We start from the raw sequence: 25,593 nt of genomic DNA on the forward strand, positions 1-25,593 counted from the left end.
CAACATACCCATGTTAAAAATATTGGACAAGCAAGCTGCTGTTACAACTTGTATCTGCACAGCAAAAAAAAACGAATATTAACAAAACTCCCAACTCATTGTTATAGCAAGAATAAAGCGTAGCAGCCCAATGATTGCATACAGAATGCGTATCAAGACATACGTATAACGCATTAGCTGTAAACGCTTAGCTACCGTAAAAACAAATTGCGAAATTAACAACTTCGCAACAACAAATAACAAGGAATGGACCATGAAACTCAAGAAAATTAGCGTAGTCACTATGGCTGCGTTATATGCTACTGGGTTAGGGACGCTAGTCGCGAATCCTCTATCCATAGACACCACTAATGGTGGTAATAATGAACTTATTGGAATAAAGCTTACACCAGAGCAAATCGAACAATATCAAAACAAACCAAAACACCCTGGTGTCAATCAAGCGAATCGCCCTGGACAAGTCGGCATGAACGTACATCGTGCGGCTAAAGGCAGTAGCCATAAAGCGCCATTTGTATGGGAAGATGAAGTTGAAGGCGATCACACCTACATCATTCAGTTGATGGATGCACCTATTGCCTTGTACCAAGGTGAACGACCAGAGTATGCCGCGACCTCGCCGCGCAACCAGCAGCCATCTATGCGCAGCAGTGAACGCTTCGGTACTCTCGATGTTAACAGTCAGGCAGTTAAGAGCTACCGTAGCTTCTTAACAGAAAGCCAAGATTTAACAGCAAGCAAGATCAGAATGGTCGCACCACGCGCCGAGATCAAGCGCCGCTTTAACGTTGCCTTAAACGGCATGACCATGACATTAAGCCAGCAAGAAGCAGCTAAAGTTGCCGAACTACCGGGCGTTAAAGCCGTTACACGCGCTAAAGAGTACAAACTCTTTACCGATGTTGGGCCTAAGCACATTGGTGCAGATATGGTTTGGCAAGGCAGCGGTGTCCCCGATGGCGTAGAGATGCGCGGTGAAGGTATCGTTGCAGGTATTATCGATACTGGCATTAACTCAGATCACCCATCATTTGCCGCAGTCGCTGGCGATGGTTACGTCCATGAGAACCCACTCGGTGAAGGTAAGTTTGTCGGTGACTGTGTTGAATATCCAAACATGTGTAACAGCAAACTCATTGGTGTGCGCTCATACGATATTATTACCGATACCTTTAAAGACCCAATATTCCAGCCCGATATCCCAGAGTGGGAAGCTGACTATAAACGTGCACCAACTGGTGAAGATTACAACGGCCATGGCTCACACACCGCAGGCACAGTAGCCGGTAACGTCCTACACGATGTTGCCTTCCAGCTTGCTGGAATGACTGAAAAATCCGATGGCTTCGATACGCCATTAGTGTTCCCTGAGATCTCTGGTGTTGCCCCTCGCGCCAACATTATTGCTTACCAAGTATGTTACCCAGGTGGTGGCTCATTTGGTGAAACCTATGGTGGCTGTCCTGGTGATGCGCTGGTAGCAGCAATTGAAGACGCGATTGTTGATGGCGTTGACGTTATCAACTTCTCAATTGGTGGTCTTGAAAGCTTACCTTGGTACGATGCCATTGAAATGGCATTTTTATCGGCACGTGAAGCCGGGATCTCTGTTGCAGCCTCGGCAGGTAACTGGGGGCAATATGGTCCATCTTATATCGACCACGTATCACCTTGGTTGACCTCTGTTGCGGCGAGCACCCACGGTCGTCAAATAGAGCCTGTGGCGGGTCGTATTGGTGACTATGTTGGTGCCAATGCGCCAGATGATATCGAAGGTTACGGGATCACCGGTGACTTTACCGGTAACTTAGTTAATGCCGCTGATTTTGGTGACGGACTTTGTTTAGAGCCATTTGCAGAAGGCACCTTTGAAAGTGACGATATCGTTTTATGTAAGCGTGGTGATATTGCTCGCGTACAAAAAGGCGTTAACGTGGCTGAAGGCGGTGCAGGCGGTGTTATCCTTTATAACGCCATCTCTTGGGATGATGGTCGAGGCGGTAACACCCTTAACTTAAACCCCTTCCCAATTCCAGGTATGCATATCGATATGGTATCGGGTAACGCACTTGTTGACTGGGTAGCAAACTCAGAGACTGCGCCTCAATTAAGTATCTACGCATCAGAGATTACCACCACAGAACGTGAAGCCGATATCTTAGCTAACTTCTCATCTCGCGGACCAAGTACCACGAACCCAAATACTATGGTGCCGAACGTATCAGCACCGGGTGTCGATGTATTTGCAGCCTATTCAGATGAGATGCCATTTAGCTTGTATCCAGCACCAAGCGATTATGTTGCAATCAGCGGTACTTCGATGTCAGGCCCCCATGTAGCAGGTGCACTAGCCTTGCTAACACAGGCGCACCCTCAATGGACTCCAGCAATGATCCAGTCGGCATTGATGATGACGGCACAATCGGGTAAAGCCTACAATAACGATTATCCACCCGTCCTTGAAACAGCGGGTTTCCACGAGATGGGAAGTGGTGTCATCAATGTGGCTAGAGCGGTAAAAGCCGGTCTCGTCATGGATGAGAACGGTGATAACTACCGTGCAGCTAACCCAATGGAAGGTGGCGATGTAACGGCACTCAACGTGCCCTACTTAGTTAATGCAGCGTGTAAAAGTACTTGTACTTGGATGCGTACCTTTACCGCCACCAAAGATGGTGAGTGGAGTGTCGATTCAGAAGTGCTTGAGATGGACGGCGCGCCTTTCTTAGAGCTGGATGTATATCCAAAGAGCTTCACCGTAAAAGCCGGTGAAACTCAAAGCATCATGGTGACGGCAAAGGTACTCGATGTAACCTCGGTAAACGCCAGCTCAGCTAACCTTGATCTCTTCGGTAAGGTGAACCTAACACCTGCAGATAAAGCAGTGCCAAATCAGTATCTGCCAGTGATTGCAAGCTTCAGTGGTTCTAACCTTCCAGAAATCGTATCGGGCCTTATCCACCGTGATAACGGCACCTTGCTAACACCCGAACTCATGACAAAAGAGATTGCAGAACTCAATGTTAAAGTTCACGGCTTAACAGCGGGTGATGTGGTTGAAAGCCAGCTAAGTGCGGCTTATGTAAACTTCGAAGATCCTGAAACCATGCTAGACAATCCAGGGATCAAAGTGCACTTCTTTGACGTACCAGAAGGCACAGCTCGTATTGTTTGGGAGCAGGTATCAGAAGATAAAGCGGCAGCGTCATCGCTCGATATCGGTATGGATCTTAATGAAAATGGTCTAGTTGAATGGTATGACGAGGCGATCTGTTACTCATTTACCGACGTACAAGATTACTGTGCAATTAACAACCCAGTGCCAGGCCGTTATTGGGCGATGCTAGGTAACTTCAAACGCCCTTGGGGTGATGAAGAAGATACTCAAGATACCATCACCACCAGCTTAGCGGTAATCCCAAGTGTAGATAGTGGCAACCTAAGCGTTACAGGTCCACAAACCACTAACGGTTTAGAGCCATACAACTTAGCGATGAACTGGTCTTTAGAAGGTGCAGAGAAAGGCGATCGTTTCTATGGTTTGGTCGAAGTCGGTAATAGCGCTGACAACGTGGGTAACCTTGGTAAGATGGCGCTTAACTTAGTCCATGCTGGTGACGATGTGATGATTAACTCCAGCCAGCAGCAAGCTAAAGAGGGCGATATTGTTCAAATCAATGTTCAGATGGCACCTAATATGGTTGGTCTTGAGCGTGATGTGAATATGCAGTTAAACCTTCCAGAAGGTTTACAGCTTATCGCTGATTCGGTCACGGCAAACAGCAGCAATCAAAACTTAGCCGACGCATTAACCGTTGAAGGCAATCAAATCAGTCTTGCAGCCATGCAACAAGCCAGTAATGCACAGGCGCGAGAGTATCAGTTTACCACCAGCGAAGATGACATGACCTGTCGCGTTCCTGTTGGCTCAAACCCTTACTATCTCGACTTGTATGGCGAAGCCTACATTGAGCCTGAGTTTGCCATTGGTGGTCGCGCGAATGAGACGATTACCGTGCCATTAAGTATCTTTGGTGTCGATAGGATCCCGCTTTACAACAACAATCCCGACTACATGGAGAAGGATACATTAACTATCTCACCAGCGGGTTTCATTCAGCTTGATAGTATGCCGCTATTCTGGCCACTGCACTTCCCAATGGATGAGCAGTTCTTCCCAGATACTGTGATTGCACCGCTATGGCGTGGTGATGGATTTATGCTACCAGGCTTTGATATGGCAACAGAGGCTTATGATGGTGTATCGCTAGCAACAACCACAGATGGTCGCTACCTGATTGTCGAGTGGGACAACATGCGCCAAGAGTTTGCCTTCGGTGTTAACTTTGATCCTGACTACGATGCACGTTATAGCTTCGAGCTTATTGCATCAACAGAGCTTAACTTCTCTGCTGGCGAACATGAATTTATCTTCGCCTACGACAAGCTTACCGGTAAGAAGTCGCACTTAGGTTCAATTGGTCTGCATGGCTTCCACGGTCCTCGTGGCACCTTCGGGCCAGCTTATGGCTACAGCGGTGACGGTTTCGCCTTCAACGATGTTGATGAGAAAATCTCTGAAGGCTTAGTTGTTTGTGCTAACTACTTCGGTCCTGAGCAATCGGCTATCGAGTTATCATTCTCTGCACGTGTTGCCGCAGCGGGTGTCGGTCAAGATCTACAGATCTCAGTAGACAGTGATTACACCGGCAGTGACAGCATCACCACCACTTCTGTACTAACAGTGCCTTCAAATCTTGCGATTGGTGCACTAAACGACATGAATGTGGATGAGAACGAAAGCATCAGCTTTGAAGTGATGGTTCAAGATAAAGAGAACACAGCCAACGGCATTCAGGTGTCTGCAGACAATGTTACTGCAACTATTGAAGGCAATATGGTGACTCTGACTCCTGCAGCAGATTGGCATGGCGACACCACGGTAACCGTAATGGCCCATGACTTAGCCTTCCCTAATGACGCAGTGCAGACTAGCTTCACACTCACGGTTAACTCAGATGGCACTGAGCCGACTCCGCCACCAGCGGAAGAGACTCCAGATGTTGAAGAAACTGATGATTCAAGCGGTGGTAGCTTAGGCTTCCTAGGTCTTGCACTACTAGGCTTATTTGCTGCTGGTCGTAGAAAGCTGCACTAAGGTTGCAGTAAGACCAAAAGCTTTAACGAGCATTGAGGTTAAGTCACTGCTCCAACTGTTTTCACAACGCTTAACCTTGTTTTGGGCCCTCATATGAGGGCCCTTTTTTTACAGCGAAATAATCGCGAGTTCGCTTACTTGACCTTACTTAACTGATTTGATTTCAGCATCCGTTAGGTAGCGCCATTCACCCAACTCTAAATCGGCATCAAGCTCAATAGCGCCAACGCTTTCACGATGAAGCTTAGTCACCTTGTTACCAACCGCTGCCAGCATGCGCTTAACCTGATGGTACTTACCTTCGGTAATGGTCAAACGCGCTTGGTTTGAGCCCAAGATCTCAAGCTCTGCAGGTTTAGTCAGGCCATCTTCGTTATTGAGCTGCAGACCATCGGCAAACTGCTGTACCAAATCATCGCTTAATGGATCAGCAGTTTCTAATAGGTAGCGCTTACCACACTCTTTCTTTGGCGAGGTGATCTTATGGGACCATTGACCATCGGTGGTAATCAACACTAGTCCAGTGGTATCGGCATCTAAGCGACCCGCAATATGTAAGTCTTCAGGGCGAATCACATCAAGCAAGCCAATTACCGATGGATACTCTTCATCTATGGTTGAGCAGATGGTACCAACAGGCTTATTTAGCATGATAAAGCGTGGGCCAATAATGGTTAACACTTCACCGTTAAGGCGGATCTCATGCTCATCGGTCACTTTAAAGCCCGAGTTTTTAACGACCTCGCCATTGCAGGTCACATCGCCACGATGCAGGGCTTTCTTAGCAGAAACACGAGAGTGTGAGGTCGACTCACAAATAAATTTATCTAAACGCACAGTAATAACTCAGCTTATATAACCATAATGGCCGACATTATGAGGCCAGCGCCGCCAAAGGGCAAAGTTTTGCTTGGTTCTTCTACAACCAAAGGCGTATCGTGCAAAATAGTTTTCTAGGAGAAAAGTATGGATCAGACACCGAGCTTTCAACCCACGTCGAAGAAAATTGACGTCTCAGCAACAGATACAACTGTTCTCATTAAACAAGCTGAGCAAATCAAAGAGTACAAAGTCATGCTCTCAGGCGAGGCCTACAACTGCCTTGATAAGGAACTAAACCAGTTTTGGCACCAGCAGCAAATGCGTAATCAACAAATGAACCTCAATAGAGAAGTTGACTCTGCACTCCTACCCCATGTTGCTAATAGCGCTTTTATAGCGCTCCCAATCAATATCAGTTACGGCATCAATATCAAATTGGCCGATAAGGTATTTATCAATGCTAATACCACACTGCACGATAATGCATTCATCACCATCGGCTCACAAACAATGCTTGGGCCCAATGTGCAGATTTACACCGCAAGCCATCCATTAGATGCCGAAGAGCGCTGCCGCGGCATCGAAACCGCTAAAGCGGTGAATATAGGCTGTAAAGTCTGGATTGGAGGAGGCGCAATCATATTACCCGGTATCAACATTGGTGATGAAGCTGTGATAGCAGCAGGCTCAGTCGTCACTAAGGATGTTGGCGCAAGACAAGTGGTAGCAGGCAATCCTGCCAAAGTGATAAAAAGCCTATAGTCGATATCACTTTTAACTAAAGATTGCTCAATTTTTAGTTAAGGAAACCTTTTCTTACACATGAAAGGGGAAATATACAGATAAGTTTACGCACCAGACTTGTTCACAGCACATTAAAAACCTTAACATGCGTATCTCAATGTAGTTTATGCGTTCTCTATATCTGCCTAGGTATAAAGTATAAATACGCCAATTGAACTTTAAGAAAAACAACTCGCTCGACTCAAAAGCAAGAATAAATTGACGATATAGATTAAGGAAGAAAAATGAAAAAAGTACTCGTTGGGGGCTTATGCGCTTCCCTTATCGTTGGCCTTAGTGCATGTAACAGCGAACCGACTGACATTAAAACACCTGACACCGACAAAACCGAAGCCGCCGTTGCCGTTGAAAAAGCACTAACCTCAGGTATCGACTTCGCCAATTTCGACAAATCAGTTCGCCCACAAGATGACTTCTATTCATATGTAAATGGCACTTGGGTTAAAGACACCGTTATTCCAGGCGATCGCACCAGCACGGGGGCATTCTACGACCTACGTGAAAAATCTCGTGACGATGTTAAAGCCATTATCGAAGAAGTGGCTGCGACACCAAACCTAAAAGCGGGAAGCGACGAGCAGAAAGTGGCCGACCTATACAACTCATTTATGGACGTTGACACCCTCAACAAGTTGGGCGTAACACCAATTCAAAGCGAACTTGAACGCGTTAATGCCATTAAGTCTAAAGATGACCTTGTCACTTACTTCGCTCGCAGCCAAATTATCGGCAGCGGTACCCCGATGGCATTTTATATCAATGTCGATGCCAAAGACTCGAGCCGTTACGCCACACATATTTGGCAATATGGCCTAAGCCTGCCAGAGAAAGATTACTATCTGAACCAAGATGAGCGCTTCGTTAATATCCGTAAGGCCTATCTTGAGCACATCGAAAAAATGTACACCTTAGCGGGTCTGCCAAATCCAAAAGCCAGCGCTGAAGCGATTTTGGCATTGGAAACAGAGATCGCCAAAAAGCACTGGGACGTGGTTGAAACTCGCGACAGCACCAAGACATACAACAAGTATCAGGTAAAAGACTTACCGACATTGGCACCAGATATTAACTGGGACGGTTACTTAGCAACGCTTGGCGCCGACAAACAAGCCGATATCATTATCAATCAGCCTAGCTATATTCAAGGCCTGAACCAAGTCATTAAGGATACAGACCTTAATACCTGGAAGACTTACATGCAGTGGCAGGTGCTAACTCACGCTGCAAGTAGCCTAAGTGAAGATCTGGATACCGAAAACTTCGAGTTTTTCTCTAAAACCCTAAACGGTCAGCAAGAGCAACAGCCACGCTGGAAACGCGGAGTATCATCAGTAAACGGCCTATTAGGTGAAGTGGTTGGTAAAGTGTACGTTAAGCGTCACTTCAAGCCAGAAGCCAAAGAGCGCATGCAGATGCTAGTAGAAAACTTACGTGGTGCCTATGGCGACAGCATCGACTCACTGGAGTGGATGAGCGCCGACACTAAAGTGGCAGCCAAAGATAAGCTCGCCAAGTTTGACCCTAAGATTGGTTATCCTGATCGCTGGGAAGACTACAGCAAGTTGACCATCAAATCTGATGATCTGTATGGCAACAACCAGCGCGCAAGCGAGTTAAGCCATGCAAAAGAGTTAGAAAAACTCGGTAGTCCAATCCGTAAGTGGGAATGGCACATGACGCCACAAACCGTAAACGCTTACTACAACCCAACTATGAATGAAATCGTGTTCCCAGCAGCAATTTTGCAGCCACCATTCTTTAATATGGCCGCAGATGATGCCGTTAACTATGGCGGTATTGGTGCGGTTATCGGTCATGAGATGGGCCACGGTTTTGACGACCAAGGTGCTAAGTTTGATGGCGAAGGTAACATGCGCGATTGGTGGACCGAGCAAGACTTAACCGAGTTCGCAGCACGCGGTAAGGCGCTAGTCGATCAATACAACGACTACGCGGTATTTGACGACTTAAACGTGAACGGTGAACTGACACTTGGCGAAAACATTGGCGACCTTTCCGGTGTCACTATTGCCTACCGCGCTTATAAGAAGTCACTTAACGGCAAAGAAGCGCCAGTGATCGACGGCCTAACGGGCGATCAACGTTTCTTCATCGGCTTCACTCAGATCTGGCGTGCAAAGATCAAAGAGGAATCGATGCGTAACCGCGTGGCAACCGACCCACACTCTCCTGCAGAGTTCCGTGCCGTTGGTGCGCTATCTAACATGCCTGAGTTCTACAGCACTTACGATGTTAAACCTGGCGATGCCATGTACATCGCACCAGAGAAGCGTGTAAAGATCTGGTAATAAAGAAAAAGCTGAGATGAACGGCCTGCGGCCTAGGGAACGTGACGGTGTCACTTACGGAACGCTTCGCTGACGGAAAGGCGAAGAAAGGTCCTAGGAAAAGCAAAGACGATGAAAGCCAAGACGGGTAAAGCCGGTTAAAAGCAGGACAAGCGGTGTTTGTTGTAGGTCGGGCTTTAGCCCGTCTAGCTTTTGCTTTTCCTCGAGGGCGAAGCCCGTTCTCGAAGCGCAGCGCTCTAGGACCTAGGTCCTCAAAAATAAAATCTAAAAAGCCGTTGATGTCTCATTTCATCAACGGCTTTTTGTTTATTGTTGTCCCAGTTAACACTATGAACAAATGTTAATTTGTCATTCAGCATAGCTTAAGCATTTTCCAGTTAGATTAGCGATACAGCCACAAATAGAGACTGCTATGAACCGGATATTACGGACATTTTTCATCTTTTTACTGTTACTGTCGACCCGTACGGCCTTTGCTCATAATGTCGATCATGGACAAGGCAATACTAAAAATAACGGTAGTTACGCCGCCAAACAGGCCTTCTCCAAAAATCTCGATGGCCTGACCGCCATTCAGTCTATGCAATATCAGGTGCCCAGACAGACCAGTGCCGATCTCGATACTCTCTATAGCCAAGCCAACGATGCACAACAGGAATTAGCCGAGCTGCTTAATATGATCACGGCTCAATCTCATACTCAATCTGTGTTAGCCGATATTAAGAGCCGTGAAAGAGCACAGGCCAAAGTGCAAAGCAAACTTAATAACGATGCCAGCCAACTGACCGACATCGTCAGAGCCAGTATCGTTAGCCACGATATTCACAACCTGATGCAGGCCTTTGCCTTGCTTAAGTCTGACAGCGAACTGATTCAAGTTAAGAACCGCTTCGCCGCCCCCAAAGAGTCGGGCTACCGCGATCTAAACCTACTGGTCAAATTGCCACAATCACAGATGATCGCCGAAGTGCAGTTACACCTTGCCGATATCGCCGAGATTAAAAGTGGTGCCGAACACCAAGTGTATGAGCAGGTGCAAACCATTCAAGCCTCAGCAATGCAGGAACAGCGCGACTTAAGTGACATTGAAACCGCTAAAATCACTCGGCTTCGCCAAGAATCCCACAAGCTGTATCACAAAGCATGGTTAAGATATAAACGCAGTGACCAAGAAAGTACTTTTAGCACTGCAGCTTAATAGTAAAAAGCTTGTTTAAAGGGCCCGCATAATTGGGTCCTTTTTTATTGCGACTTTTTATCTCCTCCCACCACAAAGCCTTTTGTGACTTAGGCAATAATTGTCTATACTCCCGCCCAATAGTCTATATAGCCAAAATACAGCCCAACTTATGAATGATATTATTGAGCAACTCCAAGAAATGAGCGAAACGGTTCCTGTACCGTTAGAGCTAGCAACCTTTGAACAAATTGTTGAAGTGGAAGAGGAGATCCTTATTCCGCTACCTATGGAGCTGAAAGAATACTTACTTTATGCCAGTGATGTTATTTGTGGCAGCCTAGAGCCCGTTACCGCTAGCGACCCGAACTCGCATACCTACCTACCAGAGGTAGCGGCTTATGCTTGGTCAATTGGCCTGCCACGTGAGTTCATCCCTATTTGCCAACAGGGCGATAGCTTCTTTTTCATTAGCCAAGAAGGGCAAATTCAGCTTTGGCAAGATGACGAGATCTACGAGGATGACTCATGGGAGTCTTTCTGGGATTGGGCTGAAGATGTGTGGATGCGTAGCTAAATTTAGCGAATACGCCATCACAACAAAATTTACTAAGGAAATATCATGTCTAAAGAACTTGGTTTGAATGCCATTGAAATGCAGTACCTTCGTCACTCATTGGCGTTAACCACAGCCCAAGTTGCCGAAATTGGTAAAGTGACCGAAGCCGATGTTATCGCTTGGGAAGCAGGTGAAAAACCAGCTCACATGCCAGTACAGAAGAAACTACTCGAGATTGATGAAGCGATCGAGATGCAAGTACTTAACACCTGTGATGGCATCGAAGAGCTATTCAAGTCTGAGCCAAAGCGCACACTTAGCTTCGTGGTTTACCCAACTCAAGCGCTATATGCTCAGTACAACCCTGAGTTTCTTGGCACACTGCCATTAGCCGAGCTATATAACGTTTCTGCATACCGCATCAAGAAAGAGTGTAAGCTAATGCTTGAAGTTGACGTGGTACTGGTAGCGCTAGATTTTGAATCTTACAAAGCGTTCCGCGAAAAAGAGGGCTTGAAAGAGAGCCGCGAAAACCGCGCGAAATGGGCTAAAGCGCAGTTATAAGTTCTAGAACCTAGATCCTAGGTTCTAGGAAAAACAAAGAAAGGTCCTAGGTTCTAGGAAAAGCAAAGACGGTAAGAGTCGAACGGCCTGCGGCCTTGCGAACGTGACAGTGTCACTACAGAACGCTGCGCTTACGGAAAAGAAGGTTCTAGGTGCAAGGAAAGCGGCGTTTGTAGTAGGTTGGGCTTTAGCCGCTTTGCTTTTGATTTTCCTAGCAGGGCCAATCCTTTACAAGAGGCCCGCCCTCGAAGCGCAGCGCTCTAGCACCTAGAACCTAGGTCCTGCATTAAGCCGCTCCCGCCTCCTCTTTAGCAAGGCCTGCAGCCATGGCTGGACGCGCGGTAATTCGATCGCGATATGCGGTCAGTTTTGGTGGAATATCTTGCTCAAATCGTGTCGCCCACAGCAAGGTGTGCCCCAGTAAAATATCGGCAATAGTCAGCTCATCACCGAGCAAAAACTCACTCTCTGGTAACCATTGCTCTGCAATTGCCGCAGCTTTATCAAATTCCCACTTAGCCACCGACAGCATCTCTGGTAAGCGCTGCTCCTGTGGTAAGGCAAATTTATGTTTACCTATGCTCCACAGTGGCTGCTCAAGTTCACTGGTGATGAAGCTCACCCACTTATGATGCAGTGCCGACTCATGACTGCCCGCCTTTGGCAATAACTTGCCCGCGCCATATTTCTCAGCCAGATATAACACGATGGCGGCCGACTCGGTAATAGCAAAGCCATCCTCCACCAGCGCAGGCACCTTAGCGCAAGGGTTAACCGCTAAAAAAGCAGGATCACGCCCATCGCCCTTAGCAAAATTGATATAGCGATATCGCCAATCGAGTCCAAGCTCTTCTAAGGTCCATGACACTCGCAATGAACGACTACGGGGGATCCCATACAGTGTAATCATCTGACGATTCCTTACTTAACATGAATTAGCTAAACCCATAAGCTACTGTGAAGGGCCGGTAATTAAAACCAGCACATTGTTTCAAAACATAACAGCTTCAAAATAAACAGTTTCAAATTAGCGCTATTTTTGCTTAAGTAACAGATGAAATAACAAAAATCAGCGCTACAACACAAGGGAATGATGATGCAAAACAGCCAAGAAACCAGTATCAAACAGGCAAGCTTCGCTAACAACCTAGGCCAATACTGGCTCACTCCCTTCGCTATCGTGTTGACACTCTCTGTCGTTGGCATCCCGCTATTACTGCTATATCTACCATTAGGCAGCATCTTAACCCGTCGCTACATCGACAATATGAGCACTGAACTCACCGATAGAAAACTGATTGTGCGTAAGGGCATTTTCACACGTACCGAAAACAGCGTGCCACTGGATAAGATCACCGATATGGCACTGATCCAAGGACCACTGATGCGCATCTTTAAGCTACATAAGCTCACCATAGAGACCGCAGGACAATCAGGGGCTGGCGCACTACTGAACCTGACAGGCATCAATGATGCCGCCGAGTTTAGAAGCCTAGTGCTGGCACAAAAAGAAAGGCTGACTCAACAAGAATCACTAACCGTTAAAAATGAAAGTCATGCTCCCGACGTGATAAGCGTTTTGCAGGAGATCTCTGCGACCCTAAAACGCATTGAAGCCAACACTAAACACTAGACGGTTCCTGTATTAACTCGCATATTGTTTTTTCAAAGAGCTAGTTATCCCGCTTGAATTTGTTATGATTATCACCCTAATGGTGACAATGATAATTGCTGGCTTAACAATAAGTTGATGCTCAGCACAGCACTGTTGCCCGCAGGCGAGTATGGTAGCGCCATAAGAGTGCTATCATGGCTAGGATTAACTGACTCAGTGATTTTTGCCACGCTCTTTATCTGTTTGATGCGAAAAAATAACGTTAACGGACATCTAGATTTCAATGCACCTAATAACAAAAACGCTTATAGGTACGGTCGTTGTTGGCTGTTGCCTTTGGGCGGCAAACAAAGCCAGTGCCAACCGGGTCGCAAACAGTGACATAGCCAAACAGCTTCCTACCATTATCAATCAAGCAGAGCGTCCCTTTAGTGGCGTAATCATGGTTAAGCAAGATAACCAACCTGTGTTTGCTTACATCTCTGGCAATCATATTGACAAACATTCCAGCTTTTTAATTGGCTCGTTGTCAAAACAGGTGACCGCTGCACTTATCTTAAAAGCTGTCGATGATGGCCTAATCGATCTACATAAAAGTGTCAGCCATTACTTACTAAAAGATGGCAATAAGCCCCGCGCTTATGTGCCACCAAGCGTGACCGTATCGCAATTGCTTAGCCACACCTCTGGTTTACTCAAAATCGGCGAAGCGCCGCTTTTTAAGCCCGGCAGTCAATTTCAATACTCAAATTATGGCTATACGCTACTTGGCGACATACTTGAAGTGGTTTACCAACTCCCCATTGACGAGCAAGTTAAACGGCTAAATCAGCACTATCAGCTGCATGGTTTATATGCGCAAACAGGTAGCATCAGTAGTATTAAACCGAACCACGCCAATTTCATCCTAGGTAAAACAGAGACCTTAATCCAAGACAGTGAAGGTAGAACTCAGTCACAACTTAATCCTGTCGAGCTTAGCATAGATAAATCCATGATAGCGTTCGGCGGTATGGCGGCATCGGTTGAAGCTTATGCTCACTTTCAAGATGCCCTTTATAACGGCAAGCTACTAAGCCCTAAAAGTTTAACCCTAATGACCTCACCACAAGCCACCCGTGAGCATAGATGGGGAACATTAGAGTATGGTTACGGTACGCAAATCAGCCGTGATGAACCGTTAGTCGAGTACAGCCACAGTGGCTATCTCCCCGGTTACGTGAGCCTAGCGGCGTATTATCCAAAGTCTAAAGTGAGCTTAGTGATTTTAGAAAATACCTCTTGGGATCTTAGCAACCCTGAACGCACATTTGGATTACATGACGCCATACGCAACAGTATACGAAGTAAGCTCATTGCGCTTGAAGACCGCCCTGTCGCCAAGTTATATCAAGCAGGAGTCCGCGCCGTAGAAAGTGCGATAGCCCCAACTCATACGGTTTCAAAGGTCGCCGAGTAATTGCTATTGCAGGGTTAAGTTCTGCTATAATACCCAGCGATGATCGCGCAGCCGCGCGCTCCCATAGTTAGAAGAAATCAAACTCATGATTAACAATGATATTTTACGTAAAGTTCGCTATATCCTCGACTTAAGCAACGCAAAGATGATCCGTATTTTTGCTAAAACTAAGCACGAAGTGACCCAAGAGCAGATGATCGACATGCTAAAAAAAGAGCATGAAGAAGGTTATGCACCGCTTAATGATAAAAATATGTGTCGTTTCTTGGACGGTCTAGTGATCTACAAGCGTGGTCTAAAGCCAGGCGCAGAAGCTCCAGAGCCGCTATCTCAACTGACCAACAACCTTATCTTCAAGAAGTTAAGAGTGGCATTTGAGCTACGTGAAGACGATATCATTGAAGCACTAGCACTGGCTGAGTTCAACATGAGCAAGTCAGAACTAGGCGCGCTATTTAGAAAGCCTGGTCACAAGCACTACAAGCCTTGTGGCGACCAAGTTTTACGTAACTTCTTGATGGGCTTATCAATTAAGTACCGTCCAGAAAACGCAAACTAACTCTCACTCACATTGATATGTAAGTGATTAAAGCACTGCCAATGGCGGTGCTTTTTTTTTAAAAGAAGGTACTAGGTTCTAGGGCGCTACGCTTCGAGAGCGGGCTTCGCCCTGCTAGGAAAATCAACAGCGTGACGGGCTAAATCCCGACCCACAACAAACACCGCTTCTCCCTGCTTTTAAACGGCTTTTCTCGGCTCGGCTTTCATCGTTTTTGCCTTTTGCATTTCCTAGGACCTAGGACCTTCAGCTCTTTTCCCCTTCTTTATCCGTAAGCGCAGCGTTCCGTCAGTGACGCCGTCACGTTCGCAAGGCCGTAGGCCGTCCGTCTTAGCTTTTCCGTCTTAGCCTTCCCTGCTTTTCCCGTCTAAATTAAAAAAATCCGCCCGCAAACCACAACAAAGATCACTGTTTATGTTAGTCTTCCGTGATTAGCATCACTTGTAATCCTAACTAACAAAAATAACGTAAAGGTTTCCAATGGACGATAACAAACGCCCGCTCTATCTTCCTTTTGCCGGTCCAGCCATTCTTGAAGCCCCTTTGATCAACAAAGGCAGTGCTTTTACCGAAGAGGAAAGGATCTTTTTTAATCTTGAAGGCCTACTGCCCCACGTTATCGAGACTATCGAAGAGCAAGCCTCAAGGGCTTATGATCAATACAAAAACTTCAGTAACGATCTCGATAAGCATATCTACTTAAGAAATATTCAAGATACCAACGAGACACTCTATTACCGCCTAGTACAGAACCATATCACCGAGATGATGCCCATCATCTACACCCCAACAGTGGGCATGGCCTGTGAGCGTTTCTCCAAAGATTACCGTCGTAACCGCGGCCTATTTATCTCCTATGCCAACAAAGACCGTATCGACGATATCCTCAATAACTCGACTCGCCAAAAAGTGAAGATCATCGTGGTTACCGACGGTGAACGTATTTTAGGTCTAGGCGATCAAGGCATTGGCGGCATGGGGATCCCAATTGGTAAGCTGTCGCTTTACACCAGCTGTGGTGGCATCAGCCCAGCATACACTCTGCCAATCACACTCGATGTGGGAACGGATAATCCACATCTGCTTGAAGATCCAATGTACATGGGCATGCGTAGCCCACGTATTGGCGGCGAAGAATATAAAGAGTTTGTCGAAGCCTTTATGCAAGCGGTAAACCGCCGCTGGCCAGATGCGCTGATTCAGTTTGAGGATTTCGCCCAGAAGAATGCTATGCCACTGTTAGAGCGCTATAAAGATCAATACTGCTGCTTTAACGATGATATTCAAGGCACCGCCGCCGTTACCGTTGGCTCGCTTTTAGCTGCCTGTAAAGCGGCAAAGAGTAAGCTTAGCGAGCAGCGCATCACCTTTCTAGGTGCAGGCTCTGCTGGCTGCGGTATTGCTGAGGCCATTGTGGCACAGATGGTCTCCGAAGGCATAAGTGAAGCTCAGGCTCGCAAGCAGGTGTTTATGGTTGACCGCTGGGGTATGTTGCAATCAAACATGCCAAACCTACTGCCGTTCCAGCAAAAGTTAGCCCAGCAGTGTGACGATGTCGCTAACTGGGATAACTTCAGTGACAATATCTCTTTATTAGATGTGGTCAATAACGCGAAGCCAACCGTGCTTATTGGCGTTTCAGGTGCACCGGGTCTGTTCACAGAAGAGATCATCAAGGCGATGCACAGCCACTGTAAACGCCCAATTGTGTTCCCACTATCGAACCCAACTAGCCGTGTTGAAGCAACGCCGAAAGACATTCTGCACTGGACGCAAGGTCAGGCACTTGTGGCGACAGGTAGCCCGTTTGAGCCGGTGGTGATTGATGACACCACCTATGAAATTGCCCAGTGCAACAATAGTTATATCTTCCCAGGCATCGGCCTTGGCGTATTAGCGTCAGGCGCAAAACGTGTCAGCGACGCCATGTTGATGGCATCGAGCCGCGCGCTTGCGGAGTGCTCACCACTGGCAATAGACGGTGAAGGCTCGTTATTGCCAAAACTTGAGGATATCCATCTTGTCAGTAAGCGTATTGCTTTTGCAGTTGCCCGAGTGGCCATTGAAGAGGGCCATGCGTTGCCAACAACCAAAGAGTTACTGACTTATGCGATTGAAGATAACTTCTGGACCGCAGAGTATAGACGTTATAAACGAACCTCGTTCTAAGGTTCTGTTTCGGAACCTTAACTAACGAAGTTAGGTAAATCAAGCTTCGCTTGACCTTATCGATAGACTGCGTCTAACAACTAAAGTCGTGAGCTTCCAGCTCACACTCGGGCAAAAGGGGGACAACAGCTTCCCCCTCTTGGCCATTTCATTCATAAAGAGTCCCAGCCGCCCCAGACGAAGTTGTTGGTCCTCATACTCCAATAAAAATTGCCTAACGGCTCAGATGGGGAATAGGTGTTTCCTGTAAGTTATATAGAACCTTTTTTATACTCCAGACTAGTTGCCAACACTTCAAGTCCCACTTCACTAATTCTAAGTTTGACCAGCTTTCTCTTATATGCAATAAGTGTAAAAGATAACAATTACTGACCACTTATCTCTAGAAAATAGGAAAGGAGTCATGTTAAATAAATATAATATTGATGAACTTACAAGATTTTTCAGGCAAAAAAACATACCACTTTGCGAACATGAATTTATTATTCGAGAACTCGAATATGACATGTGGGATTTCAAAGTCAGAGAGTCTAATGCTAACCAACGAGCGCAATTGAAGCTTATACAAAAGAATGCAGCATCCCTACTAAGCAAACTAAAAAGTATCTCTTGGGAGCTATCATCTGAGCTTCATGAACTTTTCGACGATGAGTATAGATCAGATTCAGTATTGGACGCTGAAGAGAATAATTTCGAGGAAGAAAGCATTGACTCTAAATTTATAAAAGCGTTAGAAGAGAATGCAGATAACCGGATATTACAGAATATTTATGATGAAGCAGTTAGTAGCGCATTTTATGAAGTACCCATTGATGGCCCAGCAAATGCACTCGACTATATAAATAAATTAGCATCAACCTGCCAGAGACTGATTGATAAAAAATCAGATAGTAAAGACAAGGAAATATATCCAGCTCTTCAATCACGATGGGATAGCATTGGAGAAAAATACAACATAGAAATAAGTAAAACAAACTCTATAGAGTTCATCTCGGTATGTATAGGTAAGGATGTTGAGACAGTAAAAAAACAGTATTTAAGGTTAGATATTCGGCCATATACAACGGTAAAACTAGAACTCACCGAAATAATTAACCTTGAAACTCTAATATTAGAGAGATATCGAGATGATTGGCAACGATTACTAAATCTACCTAAATTTAATAACTCAGCTGCTAATGTAAACATCCATTGGATTTTGGCCGATTCATTTCAGGAGAGAAAGGCTGAATACTCAAACTACAAAAAGTATCTTCAGTTTCTTAGTGATGAAGGAATTAGGGACATAATCGGCGAACATAAATAGAATTGTCCCTTACTAAGCATAACTAACTTGATAACATTCTTTGTAAGAAAAATTGAATGCGCTTAGGAGCCTACGTATGCTTTTCCCATTTTTGAAACTTATATCAAAGCAGTCAGTCACAATAAAAGGGCAAACGTCTACAGAAGGAGCAGATAAAGCAGTGAGGATAATAGCTACAGGGCTAGCATTGTCACTTGTAATCATATCTCTTAGTGTACTGCTACTTACAGTAACATGAGCTGAATAAGTAGCTCAGAGTAAACCTAGCTAATTATCATTAATTTCCTAATACTATTTCCCCTCCTTTAGAGCCTTATATCAAACTAAGGCTCCAGTCCTTGACCGTAACTTTAAAGCTAGCAGATTCCTCTGATTCACAGAATACGCGAGATTCCCCATCGGAGTTGCCGAAGTACGTTGAAGAAATAACCGTGATGCCCACACGGACGTGGGCATAGCTTTCGCGGGGCAGGATGCCCCATCGGAAGCGTTAGGTTATTTCGAATAAGTACGAGGGTGACAACTTCGTCGGGGCGGCTCGGGTGATGCAAGAGGGGGAAGCTGTTGTCCCCCTTTTGCCCGAGTGTGAGCTGGAAGCTCACGACCTTTATCAAACGAAGTTTGATTGCCCTCAACACAGATAGAAAATTGCATTATCTATATGCAAATAAAAAGGCTATAGGAAAACTCCCATAGCCTCTTAAAAATAGCCTTTTTGACTTAACTTTTTAGCAAAAAGCTAAACCAACCTATTTGCCTTCGATTACCGACTTGATGCTATTAAGCATCGAACGGTCGGTACGGGCTTTCTTCAACTTGCGTACACTTTCCTTAAGCGAAGCGTCAGACAAACGAGTGAAGATGCCGTTGTACTCTTTCTCGGCGATCTCATCATCGGTATCAGCCATCTCAGCGATGTCTTGTGCTACGCGGCTAAGTTGGAACCAAGCGTTAGCGATATAAAAACCGTGGAAGTCTTCCTTCGGCAATAGCGTCTTAGCACTCGCTGGTAGAGCTTCCCAACCTGAATTGAACTTAAGATCGGTATCTTCGATAAGCTCATTACACAGGTTAGCGTAGGCTTCAAATAAGTTCTCCGGGATCTCTTTCATCGGCATCACGGTATTGCATACGTTCAGTGCCACTTGCTCTGCGCGCTCTCTGTACGCTTGAGTTACTTCTGTCATTTTTCTCTCTCAAAATTGCTGTAAATAGGTCTACAAATTCGCTTCTATTATCGGTTAACTAACCGATTAAAAACTGCCACTAACATAGAGGCCGTAATTGCCATTGCCAACAACCGGCGTGATAGTGATGCCCTTGTAGGGATCGGTAAAGTATAGACCAGACAAAATACCGATAGCGGCACCAGCTAACACATCTTCAACGTGGTGCTTGTCACTTTCAACCCGAGTGTAACCCACATAAGCTGCGCCGATATAAGCAGGAATAGCCCACTCCCAACCGTAACGTTGCTGTACAAAGGTCGCTGCGGCAAAACTGTCAGCGGTATGGCCTGACGGAAATGAGTCATTGCCAGAGCCGTCGGGCCTGTCTTTATCGATGCTGTACTTAAGACCTTCGACCACCAAGCGAGACACGACGCCCGTTTTTGCTAGCTGCCATGCCCCTTCGTAACCATCTTCATAGATAAGAGCTCCGCCCAAAGCGACGGTAGGCAGTAAAAGGTGTAAAACATCACCGGATTTTTCTAAATCCGATGCGGCAGATGCCGATCCACTTGCCAGCAATAGCATAGCAATAAGTCGTTTTCTCATTCGATTCACCTTCCTGTTAGCCCTTTAAAAGGCGTTGTTATACAGACACCTCGAAGCAAATGCAAAGACTTGTCTATTATGGTTTTGACGCTAGGATGAACGTGAATAAAAAATAGCGTTCAAAAAATAGTTTATAGTGTATGCTTGTGCATAAATATCAATGACTTTAAGACAAAGCAAACGCTAAATGCCCAAGCCGTTTTTGTTAATAAAAATCATTCTTTTTCTTGGCTTATTTTCGGTAAGTGCTTTGGGCTTCGCCGAGCAAAGCGATAGTGAAAAAGCCGATGAGATTTTTAAACTGCTTGATAACGGCACCATTGAAAAAAACCAAACCTACCAAATTTACCTCGCAGAACTCGACACTCTCATCCCAAAAACCGATATTCAAAGACAGTTGCGCTTAACTCGAGCTCGTTGCTGGGCATTTGATGCGTTTGAAGAGGGACAAGTTAGCAAGGCGCTGGCCTTTGCCGAGCAGGCATTAAACAATCCCAATCTGGCCAATTATCCAAACGACAAGTTAGATCTCGAGCTTTGCCAAACTTGGTATACCGAACAAGATGGTGATGTGGATTTAGCGCTAGCGGGTTATAACAAGGCGATCGCTCAAGCCTATGCATTAGAGAACTTACGCTTAGTCGCCGACGCCAGAGGCATGCGCGGTTACCTGCACTCCTATCAAGGAAACTTTACTCAAGGGCTAGAGGACTTACTCACCTCACATTCGCTTTACCAGAGCCTTGCTCTACCGGCTTGGTCTCGCACCAGCTTGTATGAAATAGCCACCAGTTATCGCCGCCTTGGCGATCAAAAAAGTGCCATTCGTTACTTTAAACAACTGCAAAACAGTTATATCAAGAGCAACAACTTAGATAGTGCCAATGCAACAAAGGTCTCTATTGCCATTGCCGAAGAGGAATCAGGCAATTTAGAGCGTGCCAAGCTGCTGTTTGAGGAGGGTTATCGCTATTGGAAAACCAATAACCAAGAATTAGAGCAAGCGACCGTCGCGGTTAATATCGCCGGTACCTTGATTCAACTCGGTGAACTTGAGCAAGCCAGTCAATATCTTAATGAAGCCGAGCCATTTATCCTGCCAACAGATGAAGCCTTCTACAGCTTTTTGCACCTGTTTAGAGCACAGATCTATCTCGCCCATGATCAACTGCCACAGGCACATAAGAGTATCGCCTATGCACGCGCCGCCTTTAATCGTGTGAAAAACCTTAGAGGGTTAGCACAGCTGCAAATGGTTGAGAGCCAAATTTTTCTTGAAGAAAGCCAATGGCAACAAGCCTACTTTGCGCTGAGTGAGTATGTGAAAATGCATAACGAATTGGATGCCAAGCTACTCTCAAGCTATACCACTGAGATGCGTACTCGCTTTAATGCGAGTCAGATCGAAGAAGAAAATCGCCACCTGATTGAAAACCAGCAGCTTAAGGAGCTAGAGGTCGCAATGCTTGAGCAAAACAAGCGCCAGCAATGGATCATCATAGTCCTTGGCAGCTTTTTAATGCTTATCATCTCGGTGTTTGCCTATAAACAGATCCAGAAGAATCGCTTACTGTCTGCCCTAGCTCTCACAGATGATCTGACCCAACTGCCCAATCGTCGCTACATCTATGACAAGGCTCAAAGCCGCTTCGAAGAGGCACAAAGTGCACTATTGCCTCTGTCGGTCATCGTGTTCGATGCAGACTACTTTAAGCAGATTAATGACAAGTACGGCCATGAGGTTGGCGATCAGGCTCTTGTACTATTAGCCGAGACTTGCCGCGATTTGCTGCCCCCAGAGCATAAAGCTGCACGAGTCGGCGGTGAAGAGTTTTTAATCCTACTCGTCGATACCGATATGACTCAGGCCTATAAGATTGCAAAAGATTTGGTGCAAAAGGTGAGTGAGAGTAACTTTAGCGCATTCCCACAAGGCTTTACTATGACCATCAGCGCCGGCGTTGCCAACCTAAGAGCTGAGGATAACAAGCTATCGCAACTACTCAAGCGAGCCGACGACGCCCTCTACCACGCTAAGAGCGAGGGGCGTAACCAAGCGAAAATGAGTTAGACTCACCATAACAAATGGACAGGCATACCTATTTTATCCCAATAACTGCTATCATTAGCGGTTACTTTAAGCCGTTACTTTCCCTTGAATAGACCTATGTCCGACACTCCTTCACAACTTGCCACGCCCGATAGCTTAACGCCAACTCAACTGGGGGCATTAGCCCTGCAAATTAAAACTTGGGGTCAAGAGCTAGGCTTCGCTCAAATCGGCATTTGTGACACAGACTTAAGCAAGGAAGAACCCAAGCTGCAACAGTGGCTAGAGATGGGCTATCATGGTGAGATGGGCTATATGGCCAATCACGGCATGATGCGCGCTCGTCCCCATGAGCTACACCCGGGCACTAAGCGTGTCATCACGGCGCGCATGAATTACCTGCCACCTGAAGCGGGGTTTGCCTGTAACCTTAAAGATCCTAATCTTGGTTATATCTCTCGTTATGCAGGTGGGCGTGATTATCATAAGATGATCCGTAATCGCCTCAAAAAACTGGGCGATAGAATCGAAGCAGAGTTAAAGCTGCTTGGAGTTGATAAACCTAACTCCCGCCCCTTTGTCGACTCGGCGCCGATTTTAGAGCGCCCCCTAGCCGATAAGGCAGGCCTTGGCTGGACTGGCAAACATAGCTTATTGCTCAACCAAGACGCTGGCAGCTGGTTCTTCTTAGGCGAGCTATTAATTGACCTGCCGCTGCCCGTGGATATTCCTGTTGCCGAAGGTTGTAACACCTGTGTAGCCTGCATCAAGTCTTGCCCAACCAATGCCATCGTCGAGCCTTATACCGTCGATGGTAGCCGCTGTATCTCTTATCTCACTATTGAGCTGCAGGGTGCAATACCAATGGAGTTTAGACAGGCTATCGGCAATCGGATCTATGGCTGTGATGACTGCCAACTGGTTTGCCCGGTCAATGCTAAGGCGCCTCTAACCGAAGAAAGCGACTTCCATACTCGCCCGTCACTCAAACAGCCTCAACTACTTGAGCTGTTTTCTTGGAGTGAAGCCGAATTTTTAAAGCTCACCGAGGGCAGCCCTATTCGCCGTATCGGCCATGGCCACTGGCTAAGAAATATTGCCGTCGCGCTGGGTAATGCCCCCCACAGTGAAGCTAGCATCACTGCACTTGAGGCACGTAAGTTATCGAATGAAGTGGATGAGATGGTAGGAGAGCATATCGACTGGGCTCTTGAGCAGCAACATCAGAAACTGCAAGCTGCGCATAGTCTTGGTCTTAACGAAAGCGCCAGCAGCCTAAGCCGCAAAACCCAAAGGATTATTCGCAGTGTAGAAAAAGGCCTAACGCGAGACGCGTAGGCCTAATCAACTCAATCTGTGTAACAAATCATCAAAAACCGCTATGCATTTTGATCTAAGGTGAAACCTATCTTCACTGTGACCTGCCAGTGAGCGATTAAGCCCTCCTCTAAGTGTCCTCGGGTTTCCACTACCTCAAACCACCTAAGGTGTTTTAGAGATTCATTTGCTGCGGCAATCGCATTTTTAATGGCTTCATCAGAGCTAATTGGAGACGATCCTGTTAGTTCGATGATCTTATAAACATGACTCATAGTGACTCCAACTGTGGTTAAGGGATGATCTTAATCAGTATAGAACAACATCTATTTTAGTCAGTCTGAGAATGAAATTTCCTACAGCCAAATTTCCTACTGAACCTCGAAACTGCCCACACCAAAGTCAAACGTCTTCGCCAAGCGATTCCAAGCATTAATTTGAATGACAACCAGTGTCAACTCACTTATCTCTTTCCCAGTGAAGTAAGCCTTTAGCGCTTTTGTCGCCTCAACTAAACGATTCTCTTCATGGGTTACCCCGGCATGAGGTAGGTCCGTTAGTGCTTCGGCCCAATTCAACACCACGCGCTCTTTATCTGTGTAATAAGGTGCTTCACGCCAGATAGATAAAGAGGTCATTCTCTGCGCGGTTTCGCCGGCGGCCAGTGCTTCTTTAAAGTGCATATCGATACAATATGCACAGCCGTTAATGAGTGATACTCGGTAACGAATAAGCTCGAGTAGAGTGTGGTCAATACCGCAGCTGTTGACATAATTTTCGGTTTTTAACATACAGCCCATTACAGCGCTGGCGATATCGCTACTCTCTAGTGCCGCAGTAATTGAAAGCTTGTGATTAGTTACTTGAGTCATCTTATGTACCTTCTAGAAAAATAAGTTAATGGAACAACACCTATTATCCATAGTTACAAAAAAGCTAGAATACCCATCAAAACTGCTTTACCTTTGCATAAAACGCAAAGATAAATTTAAGGCTGATTATGCTAAGTGCAATGCGGATCTTCATCAAAGTTGTTGAACTTGGTAGCTTCTCAAAAGCCGCCTATGTACTCAATATGGCCCCATCGAGCGTCGCCCGTAATATCGATAACCTTGAGCAAGACTTTAATGCTGTCTTATTAAAGCGCAGCACTCGACAGCTTTTATTGACCGAGGCTGGAGAACAATTTTTAGCAGGTGCTCGTAAACTCGTAAGCGATGAGCAATTACTTAAGGCATCACTGTCAAAGCAAGATCCACAGCCCGAGGGTACATTAAGGATTTCGGTATTCGAAGGTTTTGGCCGGGTAAAAATCTGCCCTATTCTGCCGGGATTTCTAGCCCAATATCCCAAGGTAAAGATTGAGATAGACTTAGACAATCAGCTTGTTGATTTGCATTCAGAAAACATTGATATCGCTATCCGTATTGGAAGCCCCGCCGACTCCAGCCTGCATGCTAGAATGCTGATGGCTAACCAAACCTCACTCTGCGCTAGCCCTCGCTATTTAGCGCAGTTTGGTACGCCCAAAAAACCTGACGATCTGCAGCAACATAACTGTTTGCTACTCGACCGAGACAGACAGCGCACCTATTGGCATTTTCGTAAAGGTAAACAATACAAAAAAGTCCCTGTGCAGGGCAATTTAACCTCAAGAGGCGGCACGCCCATTTTAGAGGCTGCTATTCATCATGGCGGTATCGTGCTGCTATCGAGTTGGATGATGGATGACTTAATCGAAGATGGTAGCTTAGTGCGCTGTCTGCCCGAGTGGACGCCTTCTTTATCAGAGCAATCCAGTGGCGATATCTATGCGCTATACAGTGGCGGCAAACATATGCGTCCAGTGATCCGCGCCTTTATTGATTACCTAGTCAAAACACTAAAGCTATAACTAATAAAAAGCCGCATAAGCGATGATATGCGGCTTGTTATACAAGGTTTATC

20 protein-coding genes are annotated in these 25,593 nt (G+C 46.0%); 14 read left to right on the forward strand and 6 right to left on the reverse strand.

Features of this window, described 5'->3' with window-relative positions:
• Positions 1-253: 253 nt before the first annotated feature.
• A complete protein-coding gene (locus tag JMA39_RS21325) occupies positions 254-5,158 on the forward strand; it encodes a S8 family peptidase (RefSeq protein WP_202722514.1) in 4,905 nt (1,634 codons plus the stop codon).
• A 144-nt stretch (positions 5,159-5,302) separates the two neighbouring features.
• Here the strand turns inward: JMA39_RS21325 and rsuA are convergent, their stop codons facing one another.
• Positions 5,303-5,995: a 16S rRNA pseudouridine(516) synthase RsuA gene (gene rsuA / locus JMA39_RS14200; RefSeq protein ID WP_202722515.1), complete on the reverse strand. Its 693-nt coding sequence runs from the start codon at positions 5,993-5,995 to the stop codon at positions 5,303-5,305.
• A 219-nt stretch (positions 5,996-6,214) separates the two neighbouring features.
• On the opposite strand from rsuA, the gene JMA39_RS14205 reads away from it, so the two are divergent.
• From JMA39_RS14205 to JMA39_RS14225, 5 genes are all read left to right on the forward strand, one after another.
• A complete protein-coding gene (locus JMA39_RS14205) occupies positions 6,215-6,742 on the forward strand; it encodes a sugar O-acetyltransferase (RefSeq protein WP_202722686.1) in 528 nt (175 codons plus the stop codon).
• Positions 6,743-7,008: 266 nt separating this feature from the next.
• Complete coding sequence (locus tag JMA39_RS14210) at positions 7,009-9,093, forward strand: M13 family metallopeptidase (RefSeq protein WP_202722516.1); 2,085 nt, start codon at positions 7,009-7,011, stop codon at positions 9,091-9,093.
• A 412-nt stretch (positions 9,094-9,505) separates the two neighbouring features.
• Positions 9,506-10,291 (forward strand): RelA/SpoT domain-containing protein, encoded by a 786-nt coding sequence (locus JMA39_RS14215; protein WP_202722517.1) that lies wholly within the window; start codon positions 9,506-9,508, stop codon positions 10,289-10,291.
• Positions 10,292-10,442: 151 nt separating this feature from the next.
• Positions 10,443-10,847, forward strand: coding sequence for an SMI1/KNR4 family protein (locus tag JMA39_RS14220; protein WP_202722518.1), 405 nt, complete (start codon positions 10,443-10,445; stop codon positions 10,845-10,847).
• A gap of 45 nt (positions 10,848-10,892) precedes the next feature.
• Positions 10,893-11,393, forward strand: a complete 501-nt coding sequence (locus JMA39_RS14225; RefSeq protein ID WP_202722519.1) for a DUF4447 family protein — start codon at positions 10,893-10,895, stop codon at positions 11,391-11,393.
• Positions 11,394-11,679: 286 nt separating this feature from the next.
• On the opposite strand, the gene JMA39_RS14230 is transcribed toward JMA39_RS14225, so the two are convergent.
• Positions 11,680-12,303 (reverse strand): glutathione S-transferase family protein, encoded by a 624-nt coding sequence (locus JMA39_RS14230; RefSeq protein WP_202722520.1) that lies wholly within the window; start codon positions 12,301-12,303, stop codon positions 11,680-11,682.
• A 186-nt stretch (positions 12,304-12,489) separates the two neighbouring features.
• Here JMA39_RS14230 and JMA39_RS14235 point away from each other — a divergent pair, with 186 nt between their 5' ends.
• From JMA39_RS14235 to JMA39_RS14255, 5 genes are all read left to right on the forward strand, one after another.
• Positions 12,490-13,026, forward strand: a complete 537-nt coding sequence (locus JMA39_RS14235; RefSeq protein WP_202722521.1) for a PH domain-containing protein — start codon at positions 12,490-12,492, stop codon at positions 13,024-13,026.
• A gap of 265 nt (positions 13,027-13,291) precedes the next feature.
• Positions 13,292-14,467, forward strand: a complete 1,176-nt coding sequence (locus JMA39_RS14240; protein WP_202722522.1) for a serine hydrolase domain-containing protein — start codon at positions 13,292-13,294, stop codon at positions 14,465-14,467.
• Between the two features lie 85 nt (positions 14,468-14,552).
• Positions 14,553-15,026 carry a YehS family protein gene (locus tag JMA39_RS14245; protein WP_202722523.1) on the forward strand — a complete coding sequence of 158 codons (474 nt, stop codon included), beginning with the start codon at positions 14,553-14,555 and terminating at the stop codon, positions 15,024-15,026.
• 480 nt (positions 15,027-15,506) lie between these two features.
• Positions 15,507-17,195, forward strand: a complete 1,689-nt coding sequence (locus JMA39_RS14250) for an NAD-dependent malic enzyme (RefSeq protein ID WP_202722524.1) — start codon at positions 15,507-15,509, stop codon at positions 17,193-17,195.
• 403 nt (positions 17,196-17,598) lie between these two features.
• Positions 17,599-18,501 carry a hypothetical protein gene (locus tag JMA39_RS14255; RefSeq protein ID WP_202722525.1) on the forward strand — a complete coding sequence of 301 codons (903 nt, stop codon included), beginning with the start codon at positions 17,599-17,601 and terminating at the stop codon, positions 18,499-18,501.
• A 749-nt stretch (positions 18,502-19,250) separates the two neighbouring features.
• Here the strand turns inward: JMA39_RS14255 and JMA39_RS14260 are convergent.
• Positions 19,251-19,688: a DUF3069 domain-containing protein gene (locus tag JMA39_RS14260; protein WP_202722526.1), complete on the reverse strand. Its 438-nt coding sequence runs from the start codon at positions 19,686-19,688 to the stop codon at positions 19,251-19,253.
• 66 nt (positions 19,689-19,754) lie between these two features.
• Entirely contained in the window at positions 19,755-20,279 is a 525-nt protein-coding gene (locus JMA39_RS14265; RefSeq protein ID WP_202722527.1) for a phosphatase PAP2 family protein, read from the reverse strand.
• A 187-nt stretch (positions 20,280-20,466) separates the two neighbouring features.
• Between JMA39_RS14265 and JMA39_RS14270 the strand changes: the two genes are divergently transcribed.
• Positions 20,467-22,350: a GGDEF domain-containing protein gene (locus JMA39_RS14270; protein ID WP_202722528.1), complete on the forward strand. Its 1,884-nt coding sequence runs from the start codon at positions 20,467-20,469 to the stop codon at positions 22,348-22,350.
• Between the two features lie 96 nt (positions 22,351-22,446).
• Positions 22,447-23,667 (forward strand): tRNA epoxyqueuosine(34) reductase QueG, encoded by a 1,221-nt coding sequence (queG, locus tag JMA39_RS14275; protein ID WP_202722529.1) that lies wholly within the window; start codon positions 22,447-22,449, stop codon positions 23,665-23,667.
• A gap of 41 nt (positions 23,668-23,708) precedes the next feature.
• On the opposite strand, the gene JMA39_RS14280 is transcribed toward queG, so the two are convergent.
• A complete protein-coding gene (locus JMA39_RS14280; protein ID WP_202722530.1) occupies positions 23,709-23,921 on the reverse strand; it encodes a dodecin in 213 nt (70 codons plus the stop codon).
• A gap of 96 nt (positions 23,922-24,017) precedes the next feature.
• Entirely contained in the window at positions 24,018-24,518 is a 501-nt protein-coding gene (locus JMA39_RS14285) for a carboxymuconolactone decarboxylase family protein (protein ID WP_202722531.1), read from the reverse strand.
• A gap of 128 nt (positions 24,519-24,646) precedes the next feature.
• Between JMA39_RS14285 and JMA39_RS14290 the strand changes: the two genes are divergently transcribed.
• Positions 24,647-25,540, forward strand: a complete 894-nt coding sequence (locus JMA39_RS14290; protein ID WP_202722532.1) for a LysR family transcriptional regulator — start codon at positions 24,647-24,649, stop codon at positions 25,538-25,540.
• The last annotated feature ends 53 nt before the right edge of the window (positions 25,541-25,593 follow it).

It is taken from the genome of Shewanella schlegeliana, assembly GCF_016765635.1.
GTDB lineage: Bacteria > Pseudomonadota > Gammaproteobacteria > Enterobacterales > Shewanellaceae > Shewanella > Shewanella schlegeliana.

What these genes read in the sequence shown, in the direction of transcription:
- JMA39_RS14250 (WP_202722524.1), top strand. Translation starts at nt 15,507, where the DNA reads ATGGACGATAACAAACGCCCGCTCTATCTTCCTTTTGCCGGTCCAGCC.
- JMA39_RS14225 (WP_202722519.1), top strand. Translation starts at nt 10,893, where the DNA reads ATGTCTAAAGAACTTGGTTTGAATGCCATTGAAATGCAGTACCTTCGT.
- JMA39_RS14210 (WP_202722516.1), top strand. Translation starts at nt 7,009, where the DNA reads ATGAAAAAAGTACTCGTTGGGGGCTTATGCGCTTCCCTTATCGTTGGC.
- JMA39_RS14265 (WP_202722527.1), bottom strand. Translation starts at nt 20,279, where the DNA reads ATGAGAAAACGACTTATTGCTATGCTATTGCTGGCAAGTGGATCGGCA.
- queG (WP_202722529.1), top strand. Translation starts at nt 22,447, where the DNA reads ATGTCCGACACTCCTTCACAACTTGCCACGCCCGATAGCTTAACGCCA.
- JMA39_RS14235 (WP_202722521.1), top strand. Translation starts at nt 12,490, where the DNA reads ATGCAAAACAGCCAAGAAACCAGTATCAAACAGGCAAGCTTCGCTAAC.
- JMA39_RS14280 (WP_202722530.1), bottom strand. Translation starts at nt 23,921, where the DNA reads ATGAGTCATGTTTATAAGATCATCGAACTAACAGGATCGTCTCCAATT.
- JMA39_RS14230 (WP_202722520.1), bottom strand. Translation starts at nt 12,303, where the DNA reads ATGATTACACTGTATGGGATCCCCCGTAGTCGTTCATTGCGAGTGTCA.
- JMA39_RS14290 (WP_202722532.1), top strand. Translation starts at nt 24,647, where the DNA reads ATGCTAAGTGCAATGCGGATCTTCATCAAAGTTGTTGAACTTGGTAGC.
- JMA39_RS14245 (WP_202722523.1), top strand. Translation starts at nt 14,553, where the DNA reads ATGATTAACAATGATATTTTACGTAAAGTTCGCTATATCCTCGACTTA.
- JMA39_RS14255 (WP_202722525.1), top strand. Translation starts at nt 17,599, where the DNA reads ATGTTAAATAAATATAATATTGATGAACTTACAAGATTTTTCAGGCAA.
- JMA39_RS14260 (WP_202722526.1), bottom strand. Translation starts at nt 19,688, where the DNA reads ATGACAGAAGTAACTCAAGCGTACAGAGAGCGCGCAGAGCAAGTGGCA.
- JMA39_RS21325 (WP_202722514.1), top strand. Translation starts at nt 254, where the DNA reads ATGAAACTCAAGAAAATTAGCGTAGTCACTATGGCTGCGTTATATGCT.
- JMA39_RS14215 (WP_202722517.1), top strand. Translation starts at nt 9,506, where the DNA reads ATGAACCGGATATTACGGACATTTTTCATCTTTTTACTGTTACTGTCG.
- JMA39_RS14270 (WP_202722528.1), top strand. Translation starts at nt 20,467, where the DNA reads ATGCCCAAGCCGTTTTTGTTAATAAAAATCATTCTTTTTCTTGGCTTA.
- JMA39_RS14285 (WP_202722531.1), bottom strand. Translation starts at nt 24,518, where the DNA reads ATGACTCAAGTAACTAATCACAAGCTTTCAATTACTGCGGCACTAGAG.
- JMA39_RS14220 (WP_202722518.1), top strand. Translation starts at nt 10,443, where the DNA reads ATGAATGATATTATTGAGCAACTCCAAGAAATGAGCGAAACGGTTCCT.
- JMA39_RS14240 (WP_202722522.1), top strand. Translation starts at nt 13,292, where the DNA reads ATGCACCTAATAACAAAAACGCTTATAGGTACGGTCGTTGTTGGCTGT.